Origin of the sequence: Thermus oshimai DSM 12092 (assembly GCF_000373145.1) — a bacterium.
Classification (GTDB): Bacteria; Deinococcota; Deinococci; order Deinococcales; family Thermaceae; genus Thermus; species Thermus oshimai.
In genome coordinates, this window is record NZ_KB890603.1 from 44,852 (window position 1) to 64,651 (window position 19,800).

The 19,800-nt window shown below is 69.0% G+C and carries 25 protein-coding genes and 1 tRNA gene; 10 read left to right on the top strand and 16 right to left on the bottom strand.

The genetic code is table 11. From position 1 onward, the window contains the following. Positions 1-35 precede the first annotated feature (35 nt). Positions 36-110: transfer RNA gene (locus B043_RS0102540), tRNA-Thr, on the bottom strand. Positions 111-194: 84 nt separating this feature from the next. Between B043_RS0102540 and lipB the strand changes: the two genes are divergently transcribed. From lipB to B043_RS0102560, 4 genes are read left to right on the top strand one after another with little or no spacing between them, the layout of a single operon-like run. After that, positions 195-851: a lipoyl(octanoyl) transferase LipB gene (gene lipB, locus B043_RS0102545; RefSeq protein WP_155987384.1), complete on the top strand. Its 657-nt coding sequence runs from the start codon at positions 195-197 to the stop codon at positions 849-851. After that, positions 835-1,806: a lipoyl synthase gene (gene lipA / locus B043_RS0102550; RefSeq protein WP_016330264.1), complete on the top strand. Its 972-nt coding sequence runs from the start codon at positions 835-837 to the stop codon at positions 1,804-1,806. The genes lipB and lipA overlap by 17 nt, the downstream gene beginning before the upstream one ends. After that, entirely contained in the window at positions 1,803-2,150 is a 348-nt protein-coding gene (locus tag B043_RS0102555; RefSeq protein ID WP_018460838.1) for a DUF3054 domain-containing protein, read from the top strand. The genes lipA and B043_RS0102555 overlap by 4 nt, the downstream gene beginning before the upstream one ends. A 9-nt stretch (positions 2,151-2,159) precedes the next feature. Then, positions 2,160-3,029: an NAD(P)-dependent oxidoreductase gene (locus B043_RS0102560; RefSeq protein WP_018460839.1), complete on the top strand. Its 870-nt coding sequence runs from the start codon at positions 2,160-2,162 to the stop codon at positions 3,027-3,029. Positions 3,030-3,075: 46 nt separating this feature from the next. On the opposite strand, the gene lpdA is transcribed toward B043_RS0102560, so the two are convergent. From lpdA to B043_RS0102590, 6 genes are read right to left on the bottom strand one after another with little or no spacing between them, the layout of a single operon-like run. Next, entirely contained in the window at positions 3,076-4,461 is a 1,386-nt protein-coding gene (gene lpdA, locus B043_RS0102565; protein ID WP_018460840.1) for a dihydrolipoyl dehydrogenase, read from the bottom strand. A 12-nt stretch (positions 4,462-4,473) separates the two neighbouring features. Then, positions 4,474-5,829: a dihydrolipoamide acetyltransferase family protein gene (locus B043_RS0102570; RefSeq protein WP_018460841.1), complete on the bottom strand. Its 1,356-nt coding sequence runs from the start codon at positions 5,827-5,829 to the stop codon at positions 4,474-4,476. Positions 5,830-5,840: 11 nt separating this feature from the next. Next, a complete protein-coding gene (locus tag B043_RS13285; protein WP_018460842.1) occupies positions 5,841-5,972 on the bottom strand; it encodes a type II toxin-antitoxin system HicA family toxin in 132 nt (43 codons plus the stop codon). Between the two features lie 60 nt (positions 5,973-6,032). After that, positions 6,033-6,230, bottom strand: coding sequence for a type II toxin-antitoxin system HicB family antitoxin (locus B043_RS0102580; protein WP_016330270.1), 198 nt, complete (start codon positions 6,228-6,230; stop codon positions 6,033-6,035). Positions 6,231-6,240: 10 nt separating this feature from the next. Further along, entirely contained in the window at positions 6,241-7,215 is a 975-nt protein-coding gene (locus B043_RS0102585) for an alpha-ketoacid dehydrogenase subunit beta (RefSeq protein WP_018460843.1), read from the bottom strand. Further along, positions 7,215-8,318, bottom strand: coding sequence for a thiamine pyrophosphate-dependent dehydrogenase E1 component subunit alpha (locus B043_RS0102590; RefSeq protein WP_018460844.1), 1,104 nt, complete (start codon positions 8,316-8,318; stop codon positions 7,215-7,217). Before B043_RS0102590 ends, B043_RS0102585 begins: the two co-directional genes overlap by 1 nt. Before the next feature lie 137 nt (positions 8,319-8,455). Between B043_RS0102590 and B043_RS0102595 the strand changes: the two genes are divergently transcribed. Both B043_RS0102595 and B043_RS0102600 read left to right on the top strand, forming a co-directional pair. After that, entirely contained in the window at positions 8,456-8,866 is a 411-nt protein-coding gene (locus B043_RS0102595) for a 23S rRNA (pseudouridine(1915)-N(3))-methyltransferase RlmH (protein WP_016330273.1), read from the top strand. Continuing rightward, positions 8,863-9,261 carry a metallopeptidase family protein gene (locus B043_RS0102600; RefSeq protein ID WP_016330274.1) on the top strand — a complete coding sequence of 133 codons (399 nt, stop codon included), beginning with the start codon at positions 8,863-8,865 and terminating at the stop codon, positions 9,259-9,261. The genes B043_RS0102595 and B043_RS0102600 overlap by 4 nt, the downstream gene beginning before the upstream one ends. On the opposite strand, the gene B043_RS0102605 is transcribed toward B043_RS0102600, so the two are convergent. The 3 genes from B043_RS0102605 to B043_RS0102615 are packed head-to-tail and all read right to left on the bottom strand — an operon-like array spanning position 9,206 to position 11,607. Beyond that, positions 9,206-9,628, bottom strand: coding sequence for a DUF2203 domain-containing protein (locus tag B043_RS0102605; protein ID WP_018460845.1), 423 nt, complete (start codon positions 9,626-9,628; stop codon positions 9,206-9,208). The two genes, B043_RS0102600 and B043_RS0102605, sit on opposite strands and share 56 nt — an antisense overlap. Positions 9,629-9,673: 45 nt before the next feature. After that, the gene (locus B043_RS0102610; protein WP_018460846.1) at positions 9,674-10,561 is read right to left on the bottom strand and encodes a biotin--[acetyl-CoA-carboxylase] ligase; all 888 of its coding nucleotides are present in this window, start codon (positions 10,559-10,561) and stop codon (positions 9,674-9,676) included. Next, on the bottom strand, positions 10,561-11,607 hold the full coding sequence (locus B043_RS0102615) for a glucose-1-phosphate thymidylyltransferase (RefSeq protein ID WP_026234094.1): 1,047 nt from the start codon (positions 11,605-11,607) through the stop codon (positions 10,561-10,563). Before B043_RS0102615 ends, B043_RS0102610 begins: the two co-directional genes overlap by 1 nt. Before the next feature lie 34 nt (positions 11,608-11,641). Between B043_RS0102615 and B043_RS0102620 the strand changes: the two genes are divergently transcribed. Together B043_RS0102620 and B043_RS0102625 are read left to right on the top strand one after the other, a co-directional pair. Next, a complete protein-coding gene (locus B043_RS0102620; RefSeq protein WP_016330278.1) occupies positions 11,642-12,433 on the top strand; it encodes a class I SAM-dependent methyltransferase in 792 nt (263 codons plus the stop codon). Further along, entirely contained in the window at positions 12,430-12,810 is a 381-nt protein-coding gene (locus B043_RS0102625; protein WP_016330279.1) for a secondary thiamine-phosphate synthase enzyme YjbQ, read from the top strand. Before B043_RS0102620 ends, B043_RS0102625 begins: the two co-directional genes overlap by 4 nt. 75 nt (positions 12,811-12,885) lie before the next feature. On the opposite strand, the gene B043_RS0102630 is transcribed toward B043_RS0102625, so the two are convergent. From B043_RS0102630 to B043_RS0102655, 6 genes are read right to left on the bottom strand one after another with little or no spacing between them, the layout of a single operon-like run. Next, entirely contained in the window at positions 12,886-14,112 is a 1,227-nt protein-coding gene (locus tag B043_RS0102630) for an adenylosuccinate synthase (protein WP_018460848.1), read from the bottom strand. Between the two features lie 11 nt (positions 14,113-14,123). Continuing rightward, positions 14,124-15,011: an aldo/keto reductase gene (locus tag B043_RS0102635; protein WP_018460849.1), complete on the bottom strand. Its 888-nt coding sequence runs from the start codon at positions 15,009-15,011 to the stop codon at positions 14,124-14,126. Beyond that, complete coding sequence (locus B043_RS0102640; RefSeq protein WP_018460850.1) at positions 15,008-15,676, bottom strand: queuosine precursor transporter; 669 nt, start codon at positions 15,674-15,676, stop codon at positions 15,008-15,010. The genes B043_RS0102635 and B043_RS0102640 overlap by 4 nt, the downstream gene beginning before the upstream one ends. Next, positions 15,673-16,209, bottom strand: coding sequence for a hypoxanthine phosphoribosyltransferase (gene hpt / locus B043_RS0102645; RefSeq protein WP_016330283.1), 537 nt, complete (start codon positions 16,207-16,209; stop codon positions 15,673-15,675). Before hpt ends, B043_RS0102640 begins: the two co-directional genes overlap by 4 nt. 10 nt (positions 16,210-16,219) lie before the next feature. Continuing rightward, positions 16,220-16,918, bottom strand: a complete 699-nt coding sequence (locus tag B043_RS0102650) for a pseudouridine synthase (protein ID WP_016330284.1) — start codon at positions 16,916-16,918, stop codon at positions 16,220-16,222. After that, positions 16,915-17,703 carry an enoyl-CoA hydratase/isomerase family protein gene (locus B043_RS0102655; RefSeq protein WP_026234095.1) on the bottom strand — a complete coding sequence of 263 codons (789 nt, stop codon included), beginning with the start codon at positions 17,701-17,703 and terminating at the stop codon, positions 16,915-16,917. The genes B043_RS0102650 and B043_RS0102655 overlap by 4 nt, the downstream gene beginning before the upstream one ends. A 47-nt stretch (positions 17,704-17,750) precedes the next feature. Here B043_RS0102655 and truB point away from each other — a divergent pair, with 47 nt between their 5' ends. Continuing rightward, positions 17,751-18,689 carry a tRNA pseudouridine(55) synthase TruB gene (truB, locus tag B043_RS0102660; protein ID WP_018460852.1) on the top strand — a complete coding sequence of 313 codons (939 nt, stop codon included), beginning with the start codon at positions 17,751-17,753 and terminating at the stop codon, positions 18,687-18,689. Between the two features lies 1 nt (position 18,690). After that, positions 18,691-19,800, top strand: a complete 1,110-nt coding sequence (gene ald, locus B043_RS0102665) for an alanine dehydrogenase (protein WP_018460853.1) — start codon at positions 18,691-18,693, stop codon at positions 19,798-19,800.

Below are 19,800 nucleotides of genomic sequence, written 5' to 3' on the forward strand. Positions count from 1 at the left end.
CCCTGAGAGTAAGGCGGGGTTTTTGCGTTCTGGTGTGGAGCCGGTGGCCGGATTCGAACCGGCGGCCTACCGCTTACGAGGCGGTTGCTCTACCGCTGAGCTACACCGGCCCGCCCTTAGGAGTGTAAACCAGGCCGCCCCTTTGTGCAACCGGCCCCCCACGGGCCCTGGCGCGAGGGGGTATGCTAGGGCTTGTGAAGTTCTGGGTGGAGGACCTCGGCCTCGTGCCCTACCAGGAAGCCTGGGCCTACCAGAAGGAGGTCCACCGGGAGGTGAAGGAAGGCCTCCGCCCCCCCACCCTGCTCCTCCTGGAGCACCCTCGGGTGATCACCCTGGGGCGGAAGGCCACGGGGGAAAACCTCCTCTTCCCGGAAAGCTGGTACCGGGAAAACGGCTTTGAACTCTACTGGGTGGAGCGGGGCGGGGACGTGACCTACCACGGCCCCGGGCAGCTCGTGGGCTACCCCATCTTCCCCGTGGAGCGGGAGGTGCGGCGCTTCCTGCGCCAGATCGAGGAGGCCATCGTGAGGGTGGCCGCCGCTTACGGCCTTTCCGCCTACCCCACCCCGGGGTACGCGGGGGTCTGGGTGGGGGAGGACAAGCTCTGCGCCATCGGGGTGGCGGTGAAGGAGGGGGTGAGCTTCCACGGCTTCGCCCTCAACGTGAACACCGACCTGAACGATTTCAGCGTCATCATCCCCTGCGGGCTCAAGGGCAAAGGGGTGATCTCTTTGGAGAAGCTTCTGGGGAGAAAGGTGCCCATGGAGGAGGCCAAGGCCCAGGTGGTGCGGGCCTTCGCCCAGGTGTTCGGCTGGGAAGCGGAGGTGAGGGGGCGTGCCGCCCAAGTTTAGAACCCTAGAACTGGTCAGCCCAGACGGGGAGCGCATCGAGCTCAAGGTGGTGAAGAACGGCCTGGCCCAGGAGCGGCCGGAGCCCGTGGACCGGAGGAAGCCCTCCTGGATCAAGGCCCCCCTGCCCGCGGGGGAACGCTACCAGGCCCTGAAGGGCTTGGTGGGGGAGCTCAAGCTCCACACGGTCTGCCAGGAGGCCATGTGCCCCAACATCGGGGAGTGCTGGAACCACGGCACCCTCACGGTGATGATCCTGGGAAGCGTCTGCACCCGGGCCTGCCGCTTCTGCGCGGTGGACACGGGAAACCCCAGGGGCTGGCTGGACCCGGAGGAGCCCTTAAGGGTGGCCGAGGCCATCGCCCGGCTCCGGGTGAACTACGTGGTCCTCACCAGCGTGGACCGGGACGACCTCCCGGACGGGGGCGCGGGCCACTTCGCCAAGACCATCCGGGCCATCAAGGAGCGGGCCCCCGGGGTCTTGGTGGAGGCCTTAACCCCAGACTTCCAGGGGGACCTCAAGGCGGTGGAGACCGTGCTGGACGCGGGGCCTGAGGTCTACGCCCAAAACCTCGAAACCGTGCGCCGCCTCACCCGCAAGGTGCGGGACCCGCGGGCGGGCTACGAGCAGACCCTAAAAGTGCTGGCCCACGCCAAGCGCTACCGCCCCGAGGCCCTCACCAAAAGCAGCCTCCTCCTGGGCCTGGGGGAGACGGAGGAGGAGATCCTGGAGGCCATGCAAGACCTGCGGGCGGCCGGGGTGGACATCCTCACCCTGGGCCAGTACCTCCGCCCCACCCCGGCCCACCTTCCCGTGGAGCGGTACGTGACCCCGGAGGAGTTTAAGAAGTACGAGGCCTGGGGGTACGAGCTCGGCTTCCGCGAGGTCTTCGCCGGGCCCTTGGTGCGGAGCTCCTACCGGGCGGACAGGGTCTTCCTGGAGGCCAAGGCGCGGTGAGGCTCTTCCTCCTGGACCTCCTCGCCCTCCTCCTCTTCGCCGGGGTGGGGCTCCTTGCCCACGGGAGGCCCATAGACCTCCCCGGCCTTGCCCGGAACCTCCTCCCCGTCCTCTTCGTCTGGCTCCTCCTCGCCCCCTTCCTCCGCACCTACCGGAGGCCCACCTGGGGCAACCTCCTCCTCACCTGGCTCCTGGCCTTCCCCGCGGGGCTATGGCTCAGGGAGATGGTCCTAGGGGGGGGCTTTGGCCCGGGGTTTTTCGTCTTCCTGGGGGTGGCCATGGGCTTCAGTCTCCTCTTCCTCCTTCTCCTTAGGGGCCTGGCCAAGGCCCTGCGGCTGTGGTAAAACCCCCTTATGGACAAGGTGGCCTTCCTCGGTCTTGGGGCCATGGGCTACCCCATGGCGGGGCACCTGGCCCGGCGCTTCCCCACCCTGGTCTGGAACCGCACCTTTGAGAAGGCCCTGAGGCACCAGGCGGAGTTCGGCTCAAAGGCGGTGCCCCTGGAGGAGGTGGCCGAGGCGCGGGTGGTCTTCACCTGCCTCCCCACCACCAAGGAGGTGGCGGAGGTGGCGGAGCGTCTTTTCCCCCACCTCCGCCCCGGCACCTACTGGGTGGACGCCACGAGCGGCGAGCCCGAGGCGAGCCGGAGACTGGCGGAGCGCCTATTGGAGCGGGGCGTGGTCTATCTGGATGCCCCGGTGTCCGGAGGGACGGCGGGGGCGGAGCGGGGCACCCTCACGGTGATGATGGGGGGGCCGGAGGAAGGGGTGGAGGCGGTGCGGCCCTACCTGGCCTACGCCAAGAAGGTGGTCCACGTGGGCCCCGTGGGGGCGGGGCACGCGGTGAAGGCCATCAACAACGCCCTTTTGGCGGTGAACCTCTGGGCGGCGGGGGAGGGCTTGGTGGCCCTGGTCAAGCAGGGGGTTTCCGCGGAAAAGGCCCTCGAGGTCATCAACGCCTCCTCGGGCCGCTCCAACGCCACGGAGAACCTCATCCCGGAAAGGGTCCTGACCCGGGCCTTCCCCAAGACCTTCGCCCTGGGCCTTTTGGTGAAGGACCTGGGCATCGCCATGGGGGTCCTGGACAGGGAGAAGGCCCCAAGCCCCCTCCTTCGCCTCACCCGGGAGCTTTACGAGGTGGCCAAGCGGGAACTCGGGGGCGAGGCCGACCACGTGGAGGCCCTGAAGGTCCTCGAGGCCTGGGGGGGCACGGAGATTCGATGAACACCCCGCCAAAGCTTGCGCTTTGGCGGGGGCCCCAAACGGGGGGCTAGCGGTTCAGGATGTGGATGGCCTGCTTGTGGAAGGCCTCCGCCGCCTCCATGAGCCCTTCGGACAGGGTAGGGTGGGGGTGGACGGTGAGGGCCAGGTCGGTGACCATGGCCCCCATCTCCAGGGCAAGGGCAGCCTCGGCGATGAGGTCGCTGGCCGCGGGGCCCAGGATGTGCACCCCGAGGAGGAGGTCCGTCTCCTCGTCCCCCACCACCTTGATCAGCCCTTCCGTCTTCCCCAGGGTGAGGGCCCGGCCGGAGGCAGAGAGGGGGAACCTGCCCACCTTCACCCGGTAGCCGGCCCGTTTCGCCTCCTCCTCCGTGAGGCCCACGGAGGCCCACTCGGGGTCGGTGTAGACCACGCTGGGGATCTGGTAATCAAAGGCCGCGTCCCGCCCCGCGGCGTTCTCCGCGGCGATGAGGCCCTCCTTCATGGCCTTGTGGGCGAGGAGGGGAGGACGGGCGGCATCCCCGATGGCGTAAACCCCCTTTACGGCCGTTTCCAAGCGGCCATTCACCTGGATGAAGCCCTTGGGGTCCCGGAGGATGCCGAAGGCCTCGAGGCCCAGCCCCTCCGTGCGGGGTTTCCGGCCCACGGCCACCAGGATCTTGTCCACCACGATCTCCTCGCCCTTCCCCCCTTCCGCGGGCTCGAGGCGCACGTGGAGGCCGTCCGCCTTCTTCTCGTAGCCCACCGCCTTGGTGCCGGTCTTGATGACAAGCCCCTCCTTCATGAGGGCCCGGCGGAGGAGGCCCGCGGTCTCCTTATCCCCTTGGGGGAGGATCTCCGGCATGTACTCGATCAGGGTCACCTGGCTTCCCAGGCGGTGGTAGATCTGGCCGAACTCCAGGCCCACCGCCCCGCCCCCGATGACGAGAAGCCGCCCGGGCACCCCCTCCTCCACCTTGAGGGCCCGGGTGGAGTCCCACACGTCCTCCCCGAAGGGAAAGCCGGGAAGGGCGGCGGGCTCGCTCCCCGTGGCCAGGATGAGGCTCCTCGCCTCGTAGCGCTTCCCCCCCACCTCTATGGCCTTGGGGCCTACCAACCGGGCAAACCCCTGGACCAGCTCCACCTTGTTCCCCTTAAGGAGGGTCCCCACCCCCCCGGTGAGCTTGCGCACCACGCTGTCCCGCCAGGCCCCGAGGCCCTTTAGGTCCAGCTCGGCCTTGGCCTTGAGCCCGAAGGCCTCCCCCGCCTTTAGGGTGTGGAGGGCCTCCGCGGCGTGGAGAAGGGCCTTGGTGGGGATGCAGCCCACGTTCAGGCACACCCCCCCCACGGCCCCCGCCTCCACCGCCAGAACCCTAAGCCCAAGCTGCGCCCCGCGGATGGCCGCGTGGTACCCCCCGGGGCCGGTGCCGATCACGATCAGGTCGTAGGTTTCCATAGCGTTCTCCTTCTAGGCCTCCAGGAGGAGGAGGTCGGGGTTTTCCAGAAGCCGGATCACCTCCCGGGTGAACATGGCCGCCTCGGCCCCGTCCACCAACCGGTGGTCAAAGGAGAGGGAGAGGAGCATGATGTCCCGCACCCCGAGGGAGCCGTCCTTTAGGACCCAGGGGCGCTTCCTGATGGAGTGGACCCCCAGGATGGCCGCGTCCGGGGTGTGGATGATGGGGAAGCTCATGAGGCCCCCCACGGAGCCGATGTTGGTCACGGTGAAGGTGGAGCCCGTGACCTCCTCCGGGCTCAGGCGGCCTTCCCGGGCCTTTTCCGAAAGAAGGGCGATCTCCTGCGCAAGCTCCAGGAGGCTCTTCCGGTCCACATCCCGGATCACGGGCACGAGAAGCCCCCTTTCCGTGGCCACCGCCATCCCTAAGTTGTAGTACTTCTTGTAGACGATCTCCCCCCGCTCCTCGTCCAGGCTGGTGTTCAGCATGGGGTACTTCTTCAGGGCCCGGACCACGGCCTTGAAGATGAAGGGGAGGTAGGTGAGCTTCACCCCCTGCCGCTCGGCCTCGGGCTTTAGCCGCTCGCGTAGGGCCACCAGCTCCGTAAGGTCGGCCTCGTCCACGTTGAGGGTGCGCACGGTGTAGAGGTGGCTCTGCCAGAGGCCCTGGGCGATGCTCCGCCTCACCCCCTTAAGGGGCACCCGCTCCTCCAGCCCCTCGTACCCCTTGGGGGGGACGTAGCGGGGCGGGGGCGGGAAGGAGGGGGCAGGCACCTCCTCCCGCGCCTTGGGGGCTTCCTCGAGGGCCTTCCCAGCCTTCTTCTCCGCGTAGGCCCGCACGTCCTCCACCCGCACCCGGCCCAAGGGCCCCGAGCCCGGCACCTCCTCGATGGGGATGCCCAGCTCCCGGGCCAGCTTCCTGGCCGCAGGCACCGCCAGGACCCTTCCCGGCGGGGCCTCCTCCTTTTCCCTTCCCCGTTCCTTCTCCAGGAAGGGGTTCTTCACCGCCACCTCCCGGGTGTCGGGCTTGAAGAGGGAAAGGGCCTCCCCCTCGTCCTTGGGGGGGAGGCCGGGCTCCACGATGGAGCGTTCCTCCTGGGCCTGGACGGGGACACCGGCCTGGGCCTCGTGGGGCTCTGCCAGGAGGGCGATGGGGGCGTGGACCTTCACCACCTCCCCCTCCTGGGCCAGTTTCTTCAGCAAAACCCCCTCGTAGGGGGAGGGTAGCTCCACCGTGACCTTGTCCGTCATGACCTCCACGAAGGGCTGGTCCTTTTTGAGGTAGGCTCCCTCCTCCACCAGCCACTTCACGATCTCGCCTTCCACCACGCTCTCGGCGAGTTCGGGCATCAGGATTTCCTTGGGCATCGTTTTCTCCCCTATAATAAGTCCAAGAACTCCTCAAGGTTCAGGCGGGCATCCTTAAGGATTCTGGCCAAGGTAGAGCGCTTGATGGGGATGTGGGCGGGGACGATCACCACAATCCGCTCTCCACCCAAGCGCTTCTCCATGCTGGAACCCCGCCCTTTCCAGGGCCGCAATCACCCTCTTGTAGGAAAGGGAAGGGACCTTCAAACCTCCACCTCAGCCAACTCCACACCCTCGGGAATCTCCTCGTCTAGGGGCTCGAGGTAAAGGGCAATCGCCTCCCGGATGTTGGCCAAGGCTTCCTCCAAGGTGTCCCCCTCGCTGATACACCCTGGAAGGGCGGGCACGTACACCGTGTACCCCCCGTCCTCGCTCTTTTCCAGCACCACCTTAAAGCGCATGGAACCTCCCCTAGTATTCTAACGCCCGCTTGGCCGCGTTCAGGATGCGGGTCACCGTGGGCAGGTAGAGCTTGTCCTGGGCGTAGGGGTAGGGGGTGTCAAACCCCGTAACCCGGATGGGGGGGGCCAGGAGCATGTCCAGGATGTCCTCGGCGATGGTGGCCGCCACCTCGCTGATAAAGCTCGCATGCCTGGGCGCATCGGAGACCAGGACCACCCGCCCGGTCTTGGCCACGGAGCTCATCACCGCCTCGTAGTCCCAGGGCATGAGGCTCCTCAGGTCCAGGACCTCCGCGGAAACCCCCACCCCCTGAAGCTCCTCCGCGGCCTTCAAGACCTCGGGCATCACCGTGCCGTAACCGATCAGGGTGAGGTCCTTCCCCTCGCGCCTAAGGGCGGCCTTGCCCAGGGGCAAGGTGTAGTCCTCCTCCGGCACCTCCTCCTTCACCGCCCGGTAGAGGCGCTTGGGCTCCAGGAAGACCACCGGGTCCTCGTCGCGGATGGCGGCCTTCAGGAGGCCCTTGGCGTCGTAAGGGGTGGAGACGGCCACCACTTTAAGCCCCGCGGTGTGGACGAAGTGGGCCTCGGGGCTTTGGGAGTGGTGGTGCCCCCCCTTGACCCCGCCCCCGGAGGGCATGCGCACCACCAGGGGTGCGGCAAACTGCCCCCCAGAGCGGTAGCGGAGCTTGGCCACCTGGCTCACCAGCTGGTCAAACCCCGGGAAGATGTAGTCCGCGAACTGGATCTCCGCCACGGGCCTGAGGCCGTGGGCGGCCATGCCCAGGGCGGCCCCCACGATGGCCGCCTCGGAGAGGGGAGTGTCCATGACCCGGTCGGGGCCGTACTTTTGGAGAAGCCCCTCCGTGACCAGGAAGACCCCGCCCCTTTTCCCCACGTCCTCCCCCAGGACCACCACCCGGGGGTCCTGGGCCATCTCCTCGTCCAGGGCCCGGTTCAGGGCCTGCACCATGGTCATGAGGGCCATCAGAGCTCCTCCTCTAGAAGGGCCTTTTGGCGCTTCAGGTGCCAGGGCATCTCCGCAAAGACGTCCTCAAACATCCACCCGGGGGGCACCTCCCCCGCCTCCTCGGCCTCCTTCAGGCCCCGTTCCAGCTCCGCGCGGATCTCCTCCTTGAGGTCCTCCTCCCACTCCAGGGTCCAGAGGCCCCGGGCCTCCAAAAAGCGCTGGAAGCGGAGGATGGGGTCTTTCCTCCTCCAGGCCTCCACCTCCTCCCTGGGGCGGTAGCGGCTGTCGTCGTCCGCGGAGGAGTGGGGCCCGTAGCGGTAGACCCGAAGCTCCACCAGGCTCGGCCCCTTGCCGAGCCTTGCGTTTTCCACCGCCTCCTTCACCACGTAGTAGCTGGCCAGGACATCCATCCCGTCCACCAGGTAGCCGGGAATGCCAAAGGCGTGGGCCTTGTCGGCGATGGTGGGGCTATGGGTCTGGTGGCGGTAGTCCACGCTGATGGCGTAGAAGTTGTTCTCCGCCACGAAGACCGCCGGGGCCCCCTGGACGGCGGCGAAGTTGATGCCGGCGTACCAGTCCCCCTCGCTGGTGGCCCCGTCCCCGAAGGTGCAGACCGCCACCTGGCCGGTGCGGAGGAGCTTCATGCTGATGGCCGCCCCCGCCGCCGGAGGGACGTGGGAGGCGATGGGGCTGGCCACGGTGAAGTAGTGGAGGGCCTTGGAACCGGGGTGCTCGGGCATCTGCCGGCCCTTGTTGGGATCGGCCTGGGTGGCCAGCATCTGGCCGAAAAGCTCCCGGGGAGGGATCCCTAAGGCCAGGGCCAGGCCGTGGTCGCGGTAGTAGGGGAAGATCCAGTCAAACCCCCGCTTCACCGCGTGGGCGATGGCCACCTGGGCGGCCTCGTGCCCCGCCGAAGGGGCCACAAAGCTGGTCTTGCCCGTGCGGATGAGGATGGTGTAGCGCTCGTCCAGCATCCGGGCGGCCAGCATGTCCCGGTACATGCGGCGGAGGACCGCCTCGTCCAGGTCTAAGGGGAAGTCCCCTAGCCACTCCCCTCGCTCCCCAATGAGCCTTATGGGCTCGGGGGTGAAGGGCTGGAACCGGTGGGTGTCCTTGACCATAAACCCTCCTTCTTGGGCGCTTGTGGCGCCTTCTCAGCCCGCCCTGGGTAAGGGCTTCAGGCTCCTTTCGGGGTGGGGGTTAGGTCCCACTTTCCCTTCGCCCCCGAGTATACCGCCCCAAGGGGTAGGATGGGGGCGTGCGCCTGCGGGTGGTGGCGGTGGGCAGGCCCCGGCTGGCCTACGCCAGGCTCGGGGTGGAGGAGTACGCGGGGCGCATCGGAAGGTACGCCCCCCTCGAGCTCCTCTTCGTGCGGGAAGGGGAAGCCCTCCTCCCCAAGGCGGAGGGCCACCTCAAGGTGGTCCTAGACGAAAGGGGGAAGCTCTTCACCACGGAGGGGCTTTACCGGCTCTTCCAGGGATGGGAGGGGCAAAGGGTGGCCTTCCTGGTGGGGGGCGCGGAAGGGCACCCCGAGGAGGTCCGGAAAAGGGCGGACCTCCTCCTCGCCCTCTCCCCCCTCACCCTCCAGCACGAGCTGGCTCTCTTGGTGCTCCTGGAGCAGCTTTACCGCCTTTTCACCCTCAAGGCGGGCCACCCCTACCACCGATGACCTACCGGGCGTTTCAAAAACTGGTGGAGCGGCTTTGGGCGGAAATTCCCGAGGCCTTCAAAGAGGGGCTCCAAGGGGTCCACGTCCTCCCCGAGGCCAAGCCCGAGCCTGGCCTGCCCGGGGTGTGGCGGCTCGGGGAGTACCTGGACCCGGGGCCCCCCAGCGCCCTGGGGGGTTTTGAGGGCCTGGGTCGGCACATCGCCCTCTACTACGGCTCTTTTTTAGAGGTGGCGGACGAGGGGTTTGACTGGGAGGGGGAGGTGTGGGAAACCCTCCTCCATGAGCTAAGGCACCACCTGGAATCCCTGGCGGGCCGGAGCGACCTGGTGGAGGAGGACCTTAGGCGCCTGGCCGCCTTTCGCCGGGGCGGGGCTCCGGGAGAAGGGGCGGGTTAGGCCCCAAAGGGCGCCGGTCCTTGAACCCCCCGGAAAGGGGGTGGTAGTGGGCCACCTCGGGCTCCCCCTCCTGCCAGCAGAGGAAGACCACCTCCCCCCCCACCCGGGCGGGGAAGTCCACCAGCCCCCGGTCCAGGTCCTTTAGGAAGACCCCCAAGGAGGCCAAATAGCGGGCGTCGGCCTCCAGGGCCCCCAGGAGGAAGCGGGCCTCCTCTTCCAGCCTCCGGCGCTCGAGGCCCCGGGCTTCGGGGAGGCGGGCCTGGAGGTCCTTAAGCTCCCCCTTGGCCTGGCGCATCTGGGCCAGGACCCGCCGGAGCTCGGGGAGGAGGGCGTCGGCTTCTTCCTTGGTGAAGATGCGAGCGAACATCCTGCCCTCAGTATAGCATGGGTGTTGGGAAAATATGAGCGCAGCTTACTCAATAATGGGCAGAAGGGCCACCTCCCCCGCGGCCACCCGCACCCCCCCCACCACCAGGCTCCCGTCGGGGAGGACCGCCTCCGCCACCCCCTCCACGGGGCCCTTTGGGGTTTCCACCCGCACCCTCCGGCCCAGGGTGTAGGAGGCCTCCCGGTAGCGGGCGAGGAAAGAGGGGGGGTCTTCCAGGAGGGGGAGGAGGGCCTCCAAGCGGAGGAGGAAGGCCTCCAAGATCCCCCGCCGGGAAAAGGCCCCAAACTCCAGGAGGGGTGCCGCCCCTTCGGGGGCCCAGGCCACGTTCACCCCCACCCCAAGGAGGGCGTAGGCCACCTCCTCCCCCTCCACCTTGGCCTCCAGGAGGACCCCAGCCAGCTTGCGGCCGTCCGGGGCCAGGAGGTCGTTGGGCCACTTGAGCCCCCCCACCCCCACCGCCTCCCACAGGGCCAGGCCGGAAAGGAGGGGGAGAAGGCCCAAGGCGGCCAAGGGAAGGCTCGGCCTCAGGAGGAGGGAGAAGGTGAGGCTATCCCCAGGGCGGCTTTGCCAGGGCCTCCCCCTCCGGCCCCGGCCCCTTTCCTGCACCTCGGAAAGGACCAAGGCCCCTTCCGGGGCCCCCTCCTCCGCCCAGGCCTTGAGGGCGTCCTGGGTGCTCCCCACCCGGCCCAGGTAGCGGTAGGGGCGCCCAAACCGCCCCGGGGGGTGGAAGAGATGGGGAAGGGGGGTGCCGGGGCGGACGCGGTACCCCTTCCGCCCCACCTCCAGGGGGTAGCCCTCTTCCAGGAGGCGGTGGGCCTCCTTGTGCACCGCGGCCCGGCTCACCCCGAGGAGGCGGGCCAGGGCCTCGCCGCTTTGGAACTCCTCGGTAAGGAGGTCCAGCAGGGCCGGCATCAGGCCAGCTCCACCTGGGAGAGATCCCCCAGGACCAGGCGGTGGGCCCGGGGGAGGCCGTTACGCCCCTTCACCTGGGCCCCCACGCCCAGGATGCTCTCCTGGAGGCGGAGGGGGGAGTCCTCCACCACCGCCTGGTCCTCCAGGATGGCGTACTCCACCTCCGCCCGCACCACCCTCGCCCCCGGCCCCAAGGAGGTGAAGGGGCCGATGTAGGCCCCCTCCACCACCGCGCCCTCGCCGATGTAGGCCGGGCCGATGACCCGGCTTCCCACCACCCTCGCCCCCCGCTCCACCACCACCCGGCCCGTGAGGTGGCTTTCCTCCACCTCCCCGTCCAGCCGGGGGGCAAGCTCCTCCAGGAGGAGGCGGTTGGCGTCCAGGAGGTCCTCGGGGCGGCCGGTGTCCTTCCACCAGCCCTGGACCTCCACCCCCACCACCTTCCGGCCCCGCTCAATCAGGCCCTGGATGGCGTCCGTGATCTCGTACTCCCCCCGGGCCGAGGGCTTGAGGTCCCGGATGACCTCCAGGATCTCCGGGGTGAAGACGTAGACCCCGGCCACCGCCAGGTCCGAAGGGGGGTCTTTGGGCTTCTCCACCAGGCGGACGATGCGCTCCCCCTCCAAGACGGCCACCCCGAACTGGCGGGGGTTTTCCACCCGCACCAGGGCGATGACCGCGCTCACCCCCTCGGAAAAGGCTTCCAGGAAAGGGCGGATGCCCTTCTGGAAGAGGTTATCCCCCAGGTAGAGGACGAAGGGGCTTTGCCCCAGGAAGCCCCGGGCCACCCCCACCGCGTGGGCCAGGCCCTGGGGCTCCTCCTGGAGGATGTAGCGCACGGGGTAGGCCTCGAGGGCCAGCCTCAGGTCCTTCTCGGTTTCCGGGGAGACCACCACCCCGATCTCCTCCACCCCTGCCTGGAGGAGGTTCTCCACCGCGTAGTGGATGATGGGCCGCCCCGCCACCCGGATCACGGGCTTGGGCCGGGTGTGGGTGAGGGGCCTGAGGCGCGTGCCCCGGCCCGCGGCCAGGATGAGACCCTTCATGGGGGAAAGCATACCCGGTAGAATGAGAAGGGGCATGGGGTACACCTTGACCCGGGTGGCCTACGCGTACGACCGCCTGAGGGCCCACCCCCCGGAGGTGGCAGGGCAGATCGCCACGGCCATGGCGGGCGCCCTCCAGACCAGGGGGGAGGAAGCGGTGTTCCTGGAGCTTGGGGTGGGCACGGGGCGCATCGCCCTCCCCCTCATCGCCCGGGGGTACCGGTACATCGCCCTGGACCATGACCCCGCCATGCTGGAGGTCTTCCGGCAGAAGGCCGCGGGGGTTATGCGCAAGGTCCAGGTCCTGGAGGCGGACGCCAGGAAGGTGCCCCTGCCGGACGAAAGCGTCCACGCGGTGATCGCGGTGCACCTTTGGCACCTCCTTCCCGACTGGCCCAAAGCCCTGGCGGAGGCCTTAAGGGTCTTGAAGCCCGGGGGGGTCCTCCTGGAGGGCTGGGACCGGGTGGTCTCGGAGGAGGAGTGGGCCCTGCAGGAGAAGTGGCGGGCCCTGGTGGAGGAAGAGGGCTTTCCCGTGGAGCGGGGGCTCCACCAGAGGAGACTAAAGGAGGTGGAGGAGGCCCTTAGGCGGCTCGGCCTTAGGCCCAAAGCCCGCCAGGTGGCCCTTTGGCGGGAGGAGAGGACCCCCAGGGAGAGCCTCGAGGCCCTCCAGGAAAGGCTTTACTCCTTCACCCAAAGGGTGCCCCAGGAGGCCCACGAGCGGGCCATGGCCCGGCTTTGGACCTGGGCCGAGGGCACCTTCGGCGACCTGGACCGGCCCTTCACCGTGGAGAAGAGCTTCCACCTGCGCGTGACCCGGCTGGGATGAAGACCATCCAAGTAGAAACCCCAAGGGAAGGCTTCGTGAACATCACCCGGAAGGTGGAGGAGGCCCTCTCGGGCCACACGGGCCTGGTCTACCTCTTCACCCCCCACACCACCTGCGGCCTCCTCCTCCAGGAAGGGGCGGACCCCGACGTGGCCCACGACCTCCTCCGGCGCCTGGAGGAGCTTGCCCCTAAGCTCCACCCCAAGGACCGGCACGCCGAGGGCAACACCCACGCCCACCTGAAAAGCCTCCTCACCGGGGTGAGCCTCCTCCTCTTCGCCGAGGGGGGAAGGCTTAAGCTTGGGCGCTGGCAGCAGGTCTTCCTGGCGGAGTTTGACGGGCCGAGGAGGCGGGAGGTCTGGGTAAGGCCCCTCTAATCACCCCACCGAAGCTTCCGCTTTGGTGGGGCGCTCTGTGGGGTTCCCGTCGCGGCGCAAGCCGCGACAGGGCCCTTAGACCCAGCTCACCGCCCCGAAGGTGTCCTCCCGCCGGGGGCTGGTGGAGAAGAGGACCACGGGGACTCCGGTGTGCTCCTCAATGAGCTCGAGGTAGGCCTGGAGGCTCTTGGGGAGGTCCTCCCGCCGCCTAACCCCGGAAAGGTCCCCCCAGCCCGGGAGTTCCAGGTAGCGCACCGCTTCCGGCGGGGCCTCCCCAGGGCGGCTTCCGTCCAGGTATTCCACGGCCACCCGCACCGTCTCCAGCCCCGAAAGCACGTCCAGCTTGGTGAGGGCCAGCCCGTCAAACCCGTTCACCTCGCAGGCGTACTTCAGGGCCACCAGGTCCAGCCAGCCCACCCGGCGGGGACGGCCGGTGGTGGTGCCGTACTCCCCGCCCTTCTCCCGGAGGTGGTGGGCCAAGGCCCCCCCGATCTCCGTGGGGAAGGGCCCCTCCCCCACCCGGGTGGCGTAGGCCTTGGCCACCCCGTAGACCTTGGTGATGGCCTTGTGGTTAACCCCCGCCCCCACCAGGATGCCCCCCACCGTGGGGTGGGAGCTGGTCACATAGGGGTAGGTGCCGTAGTTGAGGTCCAAAAGGGTGGCCTGGGCCCCCTCAAAGAGGATCCTTTTCCCTTTGCGCACCGCCTCCCTTAGGAGGGCCCCGGTGTCCGCGAGGTAGGGGGCGAGGATCTCCCGCATGCGGTGGAGGTCCTCCAGGGCCTTTTCCTCCGAGGTCCAGCCCGCCTCCCGGGTGGAGTTGGGCTTCTCAAAGAGGAGGCGGCGCACCCGTTCCTTCAGGACCTCCTCGTCCAGGAGGTCCCCCGCGCGGATCCCCACCCGGCGGGCCCGGTCGGAGTAGGCGGGGCCAATCCCCCGTCCGGTGGTGCCCACGAAGTTGTGGCGGCTCTCCACGTGCTTGTGGTGGGGAAGGACCAGGTGGGCCCGCTCGGAGACCAGGACCTGGGGCCGGAAGCCCTCCTTCTCCAGGGCGGAAAGCTCCTCCTGGAAGCGGAAGGGGTCTATGACCATCCCGTCCCCCAGGACGTTCACCGCGTGGGGGTGGATGACCCCCGAGGGGAGGAGGTTGAGCTTGAACACCCGCCCCTCGGCCACCACGGTGTGGCCGGCGTTGGCCCCGCCCTGGTAGCGCACCACGTAGTCCGCCTCCGGGGCCAGGGCGTCCACCACCTTGCCCTTGCCCTCGTCCCCCCACTGCGCCCCGATGATGGCGATCCCCGGCATCCCCCTAAAGCTTACGACGCCGCCTGCAAAAGGGCCACCTCCTCGGGGGTGAGGCGGAAGCGCAGGGCCTCGGCGTTGAGCCGGGCCTGGGCCGCGTTCTTGGCCCCCGGGATGGGGAGGGCCCCCTTCTCCATGAGGTAGCGGAGGGCGACGGCGGCGGGGCTTACCCCCTTGGCCTCCGCCAGGGCCCTAAGCGGGGGAAGGAGGCGCTCCACCTGGGCGAGCAGGGGGCGGTACTTGGCCCCCCGGTAGCCCTTGGGGGGGCGCTTGGGGTCCAGCTTGCCGGTGAGCCAGCCCATGGCCAGGGGGCTATAGGCCATGAGGGCGATCCCCTCCCGGCGGAGGGCCGGAAGGTGAGGCTCCCAGTCCCGCTTGAGGAGGCTATACTCCACCTGCAGGGCCAAAAGGAGCACCCGGTGGCGGTCCAAAACCTCCTTTACCTCCCCAAGCTGGCCCAGGGCCAGGTTGCAGGCCCCCACGCCCCGGGCGAGGCCCCGTTCATAGGCCTCCGCCAGGGCCGAGGCCCAGACCCTTAAGGGCACCGGGGGCCAGGGCCAGTGGAGGAGGTAGAGGTCCACCGCCTCCACCCCAAGCCGCCCAAGGCTTCCCTTTAGGGCCAGGAGGAGGCTCTTCCGGGAGAGGCGCCAGGGGTAGGGGAAGAACTTGGTGACCAGGTAGGGCCGTTCGCCGCTTCGGGCCATGAAGCGGCCGAGGAGGCGCTCGGCGAGGCCAAAGCCGTAGAACTCCGCGGTGTCGAAGAGGCGCACCCCGGCCTCGAGGCCGGCCCGAAAAGCCCCTTCCAGCTCCCCTTCCCCATACCCCCGGCCGTAGCCCCAGAAGAGCCGGTCCCCCCAGGCCCAGGTGCCCACGCCCATGGGGTGGGAAAAAAGGGGGTTCATGCCAGGCGGAAGGGGTTGAAGTCCGTGTCCCGGTCGTAGACGTCCAGGCCCTCGGCCCGCTTCAGGAAGCCCACCACCCCGTAGGTGAGGGGGAGCATGGCCGCCTCCACCCCCACCTTGAAGGCGTAGTTGGAGAGGAAGACCGCGAGGAGGACCTCCGGGGGGAAGACCCCCAGGAAGGCCACCAGGAGGAAGACCCCCGTGTCCAGCCCCTGGCCCACCAGGGTAGAGAGGAGGGCCCTGAGCCAGAAGTGCCGCCCTTCCGTGCGCACCTTGAGCCGGGCCAGCACGTAGGCGTTGGCGAACTCCCCCACGAAGTAGGCGAGAAGGCTCCCCAGGACGATCCTCGGGGTGAGGCCGAGGAGGAGGCCAAAGGCCTCGGCGAAGCGCCGGCTCTCCTCATCCCCCGGCGCGGGCAGGGCCGAAACCAGCTGGAAGGTGAAGGCGGCGAGGAGGAGGGAGAAAAACCCCAGCCAGATCACCCTCCGGCTTTTCCGGTAGCCGTAGACCTCGGTGAGCACGTCCCCGAAGATGTAGGCCAAGGGGAAAAGCAGGGTGCCCCCGTCAAAGGTGAAGGGGCCCAGGACCACCAGCTTGGTGGAGGCCACGTTGGAGACGAGGAGCACCGCGGCGAAGAGCACGGCGATGAGGTCCAGGTACCTCATTCTTCCTCCGGGGAGATGGAGGTGATGAAGGGCAGGTTGCGGTCAAACTGGGCCCGGTCCAGGCCGTAGCCGTAGACGTAGGCGTCCTCCACCTCAAAGCCCAGGTAGTGCACGGGCACCTCCACCTGGCGCCGGGCGGGCTTGGAGAGCAGGGCGGCCACCCGGATGGAGGCGGGCTTCCGGGCCTCGAGGTAGGCCAGGAGGTAGGAGAGGGTGAGGCCGGTGTCCACGATGTCCTCCACCACGATCACGTCCCGCCCGTGGATGGGGAGGCGGAGGTCCTTGACGAGCTCCACCTCCCCGCTGGTCTTGTAGGCGTTGCCGTAGGAGCTGATGGAGATGAAGTCCAGGGTGAGGGGCAGGGGGATGGCCCGCACCAGGTCGGCCATGAAGATGAAGGCCCCGTTCAGAACGCAGATGAGATGGGGGGTCTTGCCCTGGTAGTCCCGGGCGATCTCCGCCCCCAGCTCCGCCACCCGCTTGGCGATGGCCTCCTGGCTGATCTGTACCGGTCCGTTTCCGGGCGCGAACATCCCGTCTATACTACCCCAGCAGGCCCACCCGCTTCTCCAAGGCCTTAAGCTCGGACCCCTTCAGGAAGCGCCAGCGCCCAGGGGGAAGGTCCCCCAGGCGCACGGGGCCCACCTGGGTGCGGAGGAGGCGCCGCACGGGGTAGCCCACCGCCTTCAGCATCCGCCGCACCTCCCGCTTGCGGCCCTCGGCCAGGACCAGAACCGCCCCCCCGGGGGCCGGGCGGCAGGCGAGGGCCCGGGCCAGCCCGTCCTCCAGCTCCACCCCCTCCAAAAGCCGCCGGCAGACCGCCTCGGGCAGGGTGCCCCCCTCGGTCCAGACCCGGTAGACCTTTTCCACCCCGTACCGGGGGTGGGTGAGGCGGAAGGTGAGCTCCCCGTCGTTGGTGAAGAGGAGGAGGCCCTCCGAGTCCCGGTCCAGCCGCCCCACGGGGTGGAGGCCGGGGATGTGGGGGAGGAGCTCGTAGACCGTGCGCTCCGCGTGGGGGTCAAAGCGGGTGGTGGTGTAGCCCCGGGGCTTGTGCAGGGCGAGGACCACCCGCTCGGGGAGGGCCACCGGTTTCCCGTCCACCTCCACCCGGTCATGGGGGCCCACCTTCTGGCCCAGGTGGGCCACGGCCCCGTTCACCCGCACCCGGCCCTGGCGGATGAGGTCTTCCGCCTTCCTCCGGCTCCCTACCCCTGCGCGGGCCAGGTAGGCCTGAAGCCTCATGGGAAGCGGGGCGGGCGCTTTTCCCTAAGGGCCCTCAGGCCCTCCTCCAGCTCCTCCCCGGAAAAGCCCAGAAACTCCAGGGCCAAGGAAACCTCAAACTGGGGCAGGAAGGCCCTGAGCCAGCCGTTTAGGGCGTGCTTGGTGTGGCGAAGGGCTTCCTTAGGGCCCTTTGCGAGCCTCTCCGCCACCTCCAGGGCCTTCGCGTAGACCCCTTCGTCCTCCACCGCCAGGGCCACCAGGCCAAGCCTTTCCGCCTCCTCCCCCGTGAGGGGCTCGTTCAGGAAGAGGTGGTACTTGGCCTTGGCGAGGCCCACCAGGAGGGGCCAGAGGAGGACGGCGTGGTCCCCCGCGGCCACCCCCAGGCGCAGGTGGCCGTCCAGAAGCCTTGCCCCCTTCCCCACCACGGCGATGTCCGCGGCCAGGGCCAGGGCGAGCCCCGCCCCCACCGCCACGCCCTCCACCGCGGCCACCACCGGGTAGGGGCAGTCTAGGGGCCCTAAGACCAGGTCCCTGGCCTCCCAGAAGACCCTAAGGAGGGCCTCCCTCGAGGCCCGCATCTCCTCGATGAGGGCGAAGGAGCCCCCGGCGGAGAAGACCCCGCCTTCCCCCCTTAGGAGGACCGCCCGGAGGCCCTCCACCCCCTCCAGGTCCTTCCAGACCCGGGCCAGGGCCCGGTGGGCCTCCGGGGAGAGGGCGTTGAGCTTGTCCCCCCGGAAGGTGATCTCCAAAACCCCCGGCCTGGGCCAGGCGAAACCTAGGCTCGGGTAGCGGGCGGCTAGGTCCATAAAGGGCATTTTACCCCCCTTTCCTGGGGTGATAGAATCCCTAAGGCATGGCCCTTTACGCGGTGGATAAGCCCCTCCACCTCACCTCCCACCACGCCGTGGAGGAGGCGAGGCGGCGCCTGGGAACGAGGCGGGTGGGGCACACGGGCACCCTGGACCCCCTGGCCACGGGGCTCCTCCTCCTGGTCTCCGACGAGAGCACCAAGCTGGTCCCCTTCCTCTCGGGGGAGGACAAGGAGTACCTGGCCTGGGTCTCCTTCGGGGCCACCACCCCCACCCTGGATGCGGAAGGGCCGGTGAGCGAGGAGGCCCCGGTGCGCTTTGACCGCAAGGATCTGGAAGCGGCCCTCCCCCGCTTCCTGGAGATGAGAGAGCAGGTTCCTCCCCTCTATTCCGCCATCAAGGTGGGGGGCAAACGGGCCTACGAGGCCGCCCGGGAGGGCAAGCCCTTGGAGCTTGGGCCGAGGCCCGTGCGCTACCTGGAGGTGGAGCTTTTGGCCTTTGACCCCTTCCCCACCCCCCACCCCATCGCCCCTTCCGCCCGGGGGTGGCGGCTTGCGGAAAAGGGGGGGCGGAAGGTGGCCCTGCCCAGGCCCTTAGGCCCCTACCCCACCGCGGTGATCCGGCTTCTGGTGGGCCCCGGGACCTACGTGCGGGCCTTCGCCCGGGACCTGGGGGAGATGCTGAAGACCAAGGCCTTCCTCTCGGGGCTGGTGCGCACCCGCATCGGCAAGATCGGCCTGGAGCGGGCCGTGCCCCTTTCCGAGCTGGCCCCCGACAAGGCCATCCCCGAGCTGGACGCCCTTCCCTTCCCGGTGGTGGAGCTTTCCCACACCGAGGCGCGGAGGGTCTTGGAGGGCATCCCCCTCCCCATCCCCGCCTTGGGCTACGTAACCCTGGTAGACTCCCGCAGGCGGCTTCTGGCCATCGCGGAGGGCGATGGCTTCAAGCTCAAGATCAAACGGGTGTTCGTAAAGGAGGCCTAGCATGGTGATCGGCGTACCGAAGGAGATCAAAACCCTGGAGAACCGGGTGGCCCTGACCCCGGGGGGCGTGGAGAGCCTGGTGCGGCGCGGCCACACCGTCTTGGTGGAGCGGGGCGCGGGAGTGGGCTCGGGCCTATCCGACGCGGAGTACGAGCGGGCCGGGGCCATCCTGGTGGGCCGGGACGAGGCCTGGGGGGCGGAGCTGGTGGTGAAGGTGAAGGAGCCCCTGCCCGAGGAGTACCGCTTCCTCAGGAGGGGCCTCATCCTCTTCACCTACCTCCACCTGGCCGCGGACGAGGCCCTCACCCGGGCCATGCTGGAAAGCGGGGTCACGGGCATCGCCTACGAGACCGTGCAGCTTCCCGACGGCTCCCTTCCCCTCCTCATCCCCATGAGCGAGGTGGCGGGCCGCATGGCCCCCCAGGTGGGGGCGGAGTTTCTGGAAAAGCCCAAGGGGGGCCGGGGGGTGCTCCTGGGGGGCGTGCCCGGGGTGGCCCCGGCCAGCGTGGTCATCCTGGGGGGCGGCACCGTGGGCACCAACGCCGCCAAGATCGCCCTGGGGATGGGGGCCCAGGTGACCATCCTGGACGTGAACCACAAGCGCCTCCAGTACCTGGACGACGTCTTCGGGGGCCGGGTGGTGACCCTCACGGCCACGGAGGCCAACATCAAGAAGAGCGTCCAGCACGCCGATCTCCTCATCGGAGCGGTGCTCGTCCCCGGGGCCAAGGCCCCCAAGCTGGTCACCCGGGAGATGCTCCCCCTGATGAAGGAAGGGGCGGTGATCGTGGACGTGGCCGTGGATCAGGGGGGGTGCGTGGAGACCATCCGCCCCACCACCCATGCGGAGCCCACCTACGTGGTGGACGGGGTGGTCCACTACGGGGTGGCCAACATGCCGGGGGCGGTGCCCAGGACCAGCACCTTCGCCCTCACCAACCAGACCCTGCCCTACCTCCTGAAGCTGGCGGAGAAGGGCCTGGAGGCTCTAAAGGAAGACCCGGCCCTCCTCAAGGGGCTTAACACCCACGAGGGCCGCCTCACCCACCCCGGGGTGGCCGAGGCCTTCGGCCTCCCCTACACGCCCCCCGAGGAGGCCCTAAGGGGGTAG

Bases quoted from the DNA above. Each gene is read 5' to 3' on its own strand.
- B043_RS0102560 (WP_018460839.1), top strand. From the start codon at position 2,160: ATGGACAAGGTGGCCTTCCTCGGTCTTGGGGCCATGGGCTACCCCATG.
- lpdA (WP_018460840.1), bottom strand. From the start codon at position 4,461: ATGGAAACCTACGACCTGATCGTGATCGGCACCGGCCCCGGGGGGTAC.
- B043_RS0102570 (WP_018460841.1), bottom strand. From the start codon at position 5,829: ATGCCCAAGGAAATCCTGATGCCCGAACTCGCCGAGAGCGTGGTGGAA.
- B043_RS13285 (WP_018460842.1), bottom strand. From the start codon at position 5,972: ATGGAGAAGCGCTTGGGTGGAGAGCGGATTGTGGTGATCGTCCCCGCC.
- B043_RS0102580 (WP_016330270.1), bottom strand. From the start codon at position 6,230: ATGCGCTTTAAGGTGGTGCTGGAAAAGAGCGAGGACGGGGGGTACACG.
- B043_RS0102585 (WP_018460843.1), bottom strand. From the start codon at position 7,215: ATGGCCCTCATGACCATGGTGCAGGCCCTGAACCGGGCCCTGGACGAG.
- B043_RS0102590 (WP_018460844.1), bottom strand. From the start codon at position 8,318: ATGGTCAAGGACACCCACCGGTTCCAGCCCTTCACCCCCGAGCCCATA.
- B043_RS0102600 (WP_016330274.1), top strand. From the start codon at position 8,863: ATGACCTACCGGGCGTTTCAAAAACTGGTGGAGCGGCTTTGGGCGGAA.
- B043_RS0102605 (WP_018460845.1), bottom strand. From the start codon at position 9,628: ATGTTCGCTCGCATCTTCACCAAGGAAGAAGCCGACGCCCTCCTCCCC.
- B043_RS0102610 (WP_018460846.1), bottom strand. From the start codon at position 10,561: ATGCCGGCCCTGCTGGACCTCCTTACCGAGGAGTTCCAAAGCGGCGAG.
- B043_RS0102615 (WP_026234094.1), bottom strand. From the start codon at position 11,607: ATGAAGGGTCTCATCCTGGCCGCGGGCCGGGGCACGCGCCTCAGGCCC.
- B043_RS0102620 (WP_016330278.1), top strand. From the start codon at position 11,642: ATGGGGTACACCTTGACCCGGGTGGCCTACGCGTACGACCGCCTGAGG.
- B043_RS0102625 (WP_016330279.1), top strand. From the start codon at position 12,430: ATGAAGACCATCCAAGTAGAAACCCCAAGGGAAGGCTTCGTGAACATC.
- B043_RS0102630 (WP_018460848.1), bottom strand. From the start codon at position 14,112: ATGCCGGGGATCGCCATCATCGGGGCGCAGTGGGGGGACGAGGGCAAG.
- B043_RS0102635 (WP_018460849.1), bottom strand. From the start codon at position 15,011: ATGAACCCCCTTTTTTCCCACCCCATGGGCGTGGGCACCTGGGCCTGG.
- B043_RS0102640 (WP_018460850.1), bottom strand. From the start codon at position 15,676: ATGAGGTACCTGGACCTCATCGCCGTGCTCTTCGCCGCGGTGCTCCTC.
- hpt (WP_016330283.1), bottom strand. From the start codon at position 16,209: ATGTTCGCGCCCGGAAACGGACCGGTACAGATCAGCCAGGAGGCCATC.
- B043_RS0102650 (WP_016330284.1), bottom strand. From the start codon at position 16,918: ATGAGGCTTCAGGCCTACCTGGCCCGCGCAGGGGTAGGGAGCCGGAGG.
- B043_RS0102655 (WP_026234095.1), bottom strand. From the start codon at position 17,703: ATGGACCTAGCCGCCCGCTACCCGAGCCTAGGTTTCGCCTGGCCCAGG.
- truB (WP_018460852.1), top strand. From the start codon at position 17,751: ATGGCCCTTTACGCGGTGGATAAGCCCCTCCACCTCACCTCCCACCAC.
- ald (WP_018460853.1), top strand. From the start codon at position 18,691: ATGGTGATCGGCGTACCGAAGGAGATCAAAACCCTGGAGAACCGGGTG.